Raw genomic sequence first — 5,527 nt, 5'->3', positions numbered from 1 at the left:
CTTGAGTTGATGGTTGGAATGAAAAAGGCCCTGATCGAGAGATCAGGGCCTTTTTTGTTTGTGAGGTGGATTGGATTCTTGTGGTGGGCTTGAGATCCATCCCCCTCACCCCAGCCCTCTCCCCCAAGGGGTAGAGGGGAAAGGGAGCAGATTGGGGAAGCTTCAACTCCTGAGTTCGACTCATGAATTTCAGGTCGGTGTACCTCTGACATTCACCGCGGTCAGTCCCCTCTCCCTCCGGGAGAGGGTTAGGGTGAGGGGCCTCTAGGATTCTATGCCCAATTCATGTTTCACCAACTCAAGCAGCTTCTCCGTATCAATCGGCTTGAGCAGAAAATCCACCACGCTCAAGTGCATCGCTTCGATCGCATCTTTCACGTGGGCATCGCCGGAGACGATGATGATCGGCATCGCTGCCCGCACCGATTCGCGCACCTGGCGAATCAGCTCCAGGCCATCGACATTGCCCATGCGCAGGTCGGTAATCACCAGACCGATCGAAGGCTTTTCATCGAGCATTTTCAGCGCGGTTTCACCGCTGGCTGCGGTCATGCAATGAATGCCATCGAGCGCGAGAATCTCCGACAACAGCTCGCGGGCGTCCTTGTCGTCGTCGACGATCAGGACACGCTGCGGCGGCAGATCAGGTTCGAGCATCACTGCGCTGAGCGCTTCCCGCTCGGCGTCGCTCAAAATATCGTGGTCGGACATGGCGCTCTCTAAATGTTCAAACAATCCCTGGCAAGTCGTCAGACATCACCGGACAGCGCTTCAATGTGCACTTCGTCGGAATTTTTTCCAAGTGGCTAGCGCAAGCTTTTCCGAGCTTTTGCGTAGGTTATTTCCGAAAATCGGCCAATGGTGGCAAAACCTAGACTTACGTCCAATGGGCACCCTGCCCGCCGGGGCCGACCATGGTCGCAACGATCCGACAACAACAATTCGAAAAAGACTGCGGTAATGGTTATGAGCAAAGCGGACGCCTTCACCCAGGCAGGGAAAACCGCGGTGTTGCAGAACATTCAGGGCACCCTGCAATTCCTCCAGCGCTTCCCGCCCTTCAATCAGATGGAACACGCCCACCTCGCCTATCTGGTGGAGCAATGTCAGCTGCGTTTTTTCGCCCAGGGCGAGAGCATCATCAAACCGGCCGACGGCCCGGTGGAACATTTTCATATCGTCAAACAGGGGCGAGTGGTCGGCGAACGCCAGCACATCACCAAACCCGGCACCGAGACCACCTTCGAAATCACCACCGGCGAATGCTTTCCGCTCGCCGCGCTGCTCGGTGAACGCGCCACACGCACCGAACATCTGGCGGGCGAAGACACCTTCTGCCTGCAACTGAACAAACTGGCATTCATCAAACTGTTCGCCCTCTCCAGCGCCTTCCGCGACTTCGCCCTGCGCGGAGTGAGCAGCCTGCTCGATCAGGTCAACCAGCAAGTCCAGCAAAAAGCCGTGGAGACCCTCGGCACTCAATACTCGCTGAACACCCGTCTCGGTGAACTTGCGATGCGCCATCCGGTGACCTGCAGCGCCGAGACGCCGCTGCGTGAAGCGGTGAAGCTGATGCACGAGCAACAGGTCGGCAGCATCGTCGCGGTGGATGAGCACAAGGCGCCGCTGGGGATTTTCACCCTGCGCGATTTGCGCCATGTGGTCGCCGAAGGTGTCGGTGATTTCAGCGACGCCATCGAACAGCACATGACTCGATCACCGTTTTATCTGTCGCCGGATCACAGCGCCTTCGATGCGGCGATCGCCATGACCGAGCGGCACATTGCTCACGTCTGCCTGGTCAAGGATCAGCGCCTGTGCGGCGTGGTGTCCGAGCGTGATCTGTTCTCCCTGCAACGGGTCGATCTGGTGCACCTCGCACGGACCATCCGCAGCGCGCAGCGGGTCGAACAACTGGTGACCTTGCGCGGCGAGATCGGCCAACTGGTCGAACGCATGCTCGCCCACGGCGCGTCGTCGACGCAGATCACCCACATCATCACCCTGCTCAACGATCACACGGTGTGCCGGGTGATCGAACTCACCCTGGCGGAAAAAGGCGACCCGGGCGTGCCGTTCAGCTGGCTGTGTTTCGGCAGCGAGGGCCGGCGCGAGCAGACGCTGCACACCGACCAGGACAACGGCATCCTGTTCGATGCTCGCGATGCGGCGCACGCAGCAGAGATTCGCGGCAAGCTGCTGCCGATTGCCCAGCAGATCAACCACAGCCTGGCGCAGTGCGGCTTCACCCTGTGCAAGGGCAACATCATGGCCGGCAATCCCGAGCTGTGTCTGTCGCGGGCCGAATGGGCGCGGCGCTTTGCCGCGTTCATCCGCGAAGCCACGCCGGAGAACCTGCTGGGCTCGAGCATTTATTTCGACCTGCGTGTGGTCTGGGGCGATGAGCAAGGCTGCGAGCAATTGCGCCGGGGCATCCTCGATCAAGTCGCTGACAACCGTCTGTTCCAGCGCATGCTCGCCGAAAATGCGCTGCGCAACCGCCCTCCCGTTGGGCGCTTCCGTGAATTCGTGCTGGCACGCAAGAACGGCGAGAAGGCCACGCTGGATCTGAAAATCCAGGGCCTGACGCCGTTCGTGGACGGCGCCCGACTGCTGGCGCTGGCCAACGGCATCGACGCCAACAACACCCTCGAACGCTTTCGCCAACTGGTCGATAAAGAGGTCATCGAGCCACTCGACGGCGCGGCGTACGAAGAGGCCTATCACTTCATTCAACAAACGCGGATGCAGCAGCATCAGTTGCAGACCCGGGAGAACCAGCCGTACTCCAACCGCGTCGATCCCGACAGCCTCAATCATCTCGACCGGCGCATCCTGCGCGAATCCCTGCGCCAGGCGCAGCGCCTGCAAAGCAGCCTGACCTTGCGGTATCAGCTATGAGCCTGTTCTCCTGGCTGCGCCCGGCCAGTCCCGTGGTGTCGGCGGACTTGCAGCAGCGGCTGGCGAAGCTGCCGGCGCTTGCCGAGCTGAGCGAATGCAGCCTGCGCGAGCAGCGCTGGGTGGTGCTGGACCTGGAAACCACCGGCCTGAATATGAGCAAGGATCGGGTCCTGTCGATCGGCGCGGTGGTGATCGAGGACGGCGCGATCGATTTCCGTCAGCAGTTCGAACGCACCTTGCAATGCCGCGAATTGAAGCTCAGCCCCAGCGTGCTGATTCATGGCCTCGGCCCTAGTGCAATTGCCGCAGGCAGCGACCCGGCGGAAGCGTTGCTGGAGTTGCTGGAGTTCATCGGCGACAGCCCGGTGCTGGCGTTTCATGCGCCGTTCGATCAGCACATGCTCGGGCGCGCAGTGAAGGAGCACTTGGGGCACAAGCTGCAACATGTGTTTCTGGATGTGGCGGATATCGCGCCGCTGTTATGTCCGCAGGCGCAGATTCGCGAGGCCGGGCTGGATGAGTGGATCGAGTGGTTCCGGCTCGAAGTGTTCGAGCGGCATAACGCGAGTGCCGATGCGCTGGCCACGGCGGAGCTGGCATTGATTCTGTTCAGCCGGGCGCGGGCGCAGCAGATTTACAGTCCGTTGCAGTTGCAGCAGCGGTTGAATCAGTGGAAGCGCAGGCAGCAGGCGCCGTCCTTTTAGAATCATTCAGATCAAAAGCCCCTCATCGGAACGCCGCCCGCCCAGCCCTCTCCCGGAGGGAGAGGGAGCCGATCGTGGTGTCTAAAGCCTTATATCGACCTGAAAGACCGAGTCGATTGAGGAATCGCTGAAAATCGTTCAGGTCGGTGTACCTTCAGAATATCCCCCGATCAGTCCTCTCCCTCCGGGAGAGGGCTAGGGTGAGGGGCTGCCCTTGATTCATCACCTGACCAGTGGCCAATTGCTAACCATTCCCACCTCTGCCAGAATCGCGAACTATTCTCGTTAGTTAACATTTCCCAATCGGTGATATCCGGTGTCGTCAGTGCCCAACCCCCACAGTGAGCTCGTCGGTGCGATGTATCGCGACCATCGCGGTTGGCTGCTGGCGTGGTTGCGGCGCAATGTGGCGTGTCCGCAGCGTGCCGAGGATTTGAGTCAGGACACGTTTGTGCGCCTGCTCAACCGCGACGAACTGCTGACGCCGCGCGAACCTCGGGCGTTTCTGGTGGCGATCGCCAAAGGCCTGTTGTTCGACTACTTCCGCCGCGCCGCGCTGGAACAGGCCTACCTCACCGAACTGATGCTGATCCCCGAAGACGAACAACCGTCGGTGGAAGAACAGCAAATGATCCTCGACGACCTCAAAGCCATCGATCGCCTGCTCGGCAAGCTGTCGACCAAGGCCCGCGCAGCCTTCCTGTACAACCGCCTCGACGGCCTCAGCCACGCCGAGATCGCCGGCAAACTCGGCGTCTCGGTGCCGCGCGTGCGGCAGTACCTGGCGCAAGGCCTGCGCCAGTGCTACATCGCCCTTTACGGTGAACCGACATGACCGCGGCCAGTTCGCGCCCGGTGCCGGCTCATGTGCTGGACGCGGCGATTGCCTGGCAATTGACCCTCGATTCGAGCACCGCGCTGGAGCGCGAAGAATTCGCCAAATGGCATGCGGCCCATGAAGAACATGCCCGCGCCTGGCGCCAGTTGGGCATGCTCGATCAGCGTTTCAGCGCCGCCAAGGGCCCGGCCCGAAGTGCGTTGCTGCAATCGCGCGAAGGCATTCGCCGGCGCGTGCGCAAGCTCGGTAGTGGGCTGGCCAGTGTCGTGGTGCTCATCGGGCTCGGGCTGTTTGTCAGCGAGCGCTACCTGCCGCTGGATTACTGGCTCGCCGATCAGCGTACCGCCACCGGCGAACAGCGCACCGTGCGCCTGTCCGACGGCACTCTGCTCAATCTCAATACCCACAGCGCGGTCGACGTGCGCTTCGATGACAAGCGCCGCTTGATCGTGTTGCAGGAAGGCGAAATCCTCGTCGAAACCGGGCATGGCGATGCGCGGCCGTTTATCGTCGAAACCCGCGAAGGCAGCATGCGTGCGCTGGGCACACGGTTTCTGGTCAAGCGCGAGGACGACGGCACGCGCCTGAGCGTGTTGCAGTCAGCGGTGGCGGCCCATTCCCAGGCCAACCCGCAAGAACAGATTCTGCGCGAAGGCCAGCAGGTGTTGCTGCGCAGTGACGGGCTGGGCTCGATTGCCGCCCTCGCCCCCGGCGCCGATGCCTGGACGCGCGGCATGCTGGTGGTGGACAACGCACGGCTGGGCGATCTGGTGCATGAGCTCGGGCGCTATCGTCGCGGGCATCTGGGCGTGGCGCCGGAAGTGGCCGATCTGCGCATTACCGGCAGTTTTCCGTTGCACGACACCGACAAGGCCCTGAGCGCTTTGCTGCCGACCTTGCCGGTGCAGATCGAGCGGCATACGCCGTATTGGGTCACCGTGGCGAAGGCTGATATCAAGCCTGAGTAATGCGCCGGCAGGAAAACCGCCTTCGCGAGCAGGCTCGCTCCCACACTGGAATGCGATCACCTGTGGGAGCGAGCCTGCTCGCGAAGGCGCCATCAGCCGCACAACCATTTCCTGCA

Annotated in this window: 5 protein-coding genes; 4 read left to right on the top strand and 1 reads right to left on the bottom strand. The window is 61.6% G+C overall.

Translation table 11 applies throughout. From position 1 onward, the window contains the following. Positions 1–264 precede the first annotated feature (264 nt). Positions 265–711, bottom strand: coding sequence for a response regulator (locus tag D6877_RS27400; protein WP_130912711.1), 447 nt, complete (start codon positions 709–711; stop codon positions 265–267). A gap of 255 nt (positions 712–966) precedes the next feature. On the opposite strand from D6877_RS27400, the gene D6877_RS27395 reads away from it, so the two are divergent. From D6877_RS27395 to D6877_RS27380, 4 genes are all read left to right on the top strand, one after another. After that, positions 967–2,901: a putative nucleotidyltransferase substrate binding domain-containing protein gene (locus D6877_RS27395; RefSeq protein WP_343287064.1), complete on the top strand. Its 1,935-nt coding sequence runs from the start codon at positions 967–969 to the stop codon at positions 2,899–2,901. Next, positions 2,898–3,605: a 3'-5' exonuclease gene (locus D6877_RS27390; RefSeq protein WP_130912709.1), complete on the top strand. Its 708-nt coding sequence runs from the start codon at positions 2,898–2,900 to the stop codon at positions 3,603–3,605. Before D6877_RS27395 ends, D6877_RS27390 begins: the two co-directional genes overlap by 4 nt. Positions 3,606–3,963: 358 nt before the next feature. Next, positions 3,964–4,440: an RNA polymerase sigma factor gene (locus tag D6877_RS27385; protein ID WP_166554767.1), complete on the top strand. Its 477-nt coding sequence runs from the start codon at positions 3,964–3,966 to the stop codon at positions 4,438–4,440. Continuing rightward, a complete protein-coding gene (locus D6877_RS27380; RefSeq protein WP_130912708.1) occupies positions 4,437–5,411 on the top strand; it encodes a FecR family protein in 975 nt (324 codons plus the stop codon). Before D6877_RS27385 ends, D6877_RS27380 begins: the two co-directional genes overlap by 4 nt. Positions 5,412–5,527: the final 116 nt, after the last annotated feature.

Origin of the sequence: Pseudomonas sp. Sample_9, assembly GCF_004307535.1 — a bacterium.
In the GTDB taxonomy this organism is placed as follows: domain Bacteria; phylum Pseudomonadota; class Gammaproteobacteria; order Pseudomonadales; family Pseudomonadaceae; genus Aquipseudomonas; species Aquipseudomonas mercuritolerans.
The sequence above is the reverse complement of the archived record's forward strand: the minus strand, read 5'-3'. Positions and strand labels throughout refer to the sequence as shown.

Bases quoted from the DNA above. Each gene is read 5' to 3' on its own strand.
- D6877_RS27400 (WP_130912711.1), bottom strand. From the start codon at position 711: ATGTCCGACCACGATATTTTGAGCGACGCCGAGCGGGAAGCGCTCAGC.
- D6877_RS27395 (WP_343287064.1), top strand. From the start codon at position 967: ATGAGCAAAGCGGACGCCTTCACCCAGGCAGGGAAAACCGCGGTGTTG.
- D6877_RS27390 (WP_130912709.1), top strand. From the start codon at position 2,898: ATGAGCCTGTTCTCCTGGCTGCGCCCGGCCAGTCCCGTGGTGTCGGCG.
- D6877_RS27385 (WP_166554767.1), top strand. From the start codon at position 3,964: ATGTATCGCGACCATCGCGGTTGGCTGCTGGCGTGGTTGCGGCGCAAT.
- D6877_RS27380 (WP_130912708.1), top strand. From the start codon at position 4,437: ATGACCGCGGCCAGTTCGCGCCCGGTGCCGGCTCATGTGCTGGACGCG.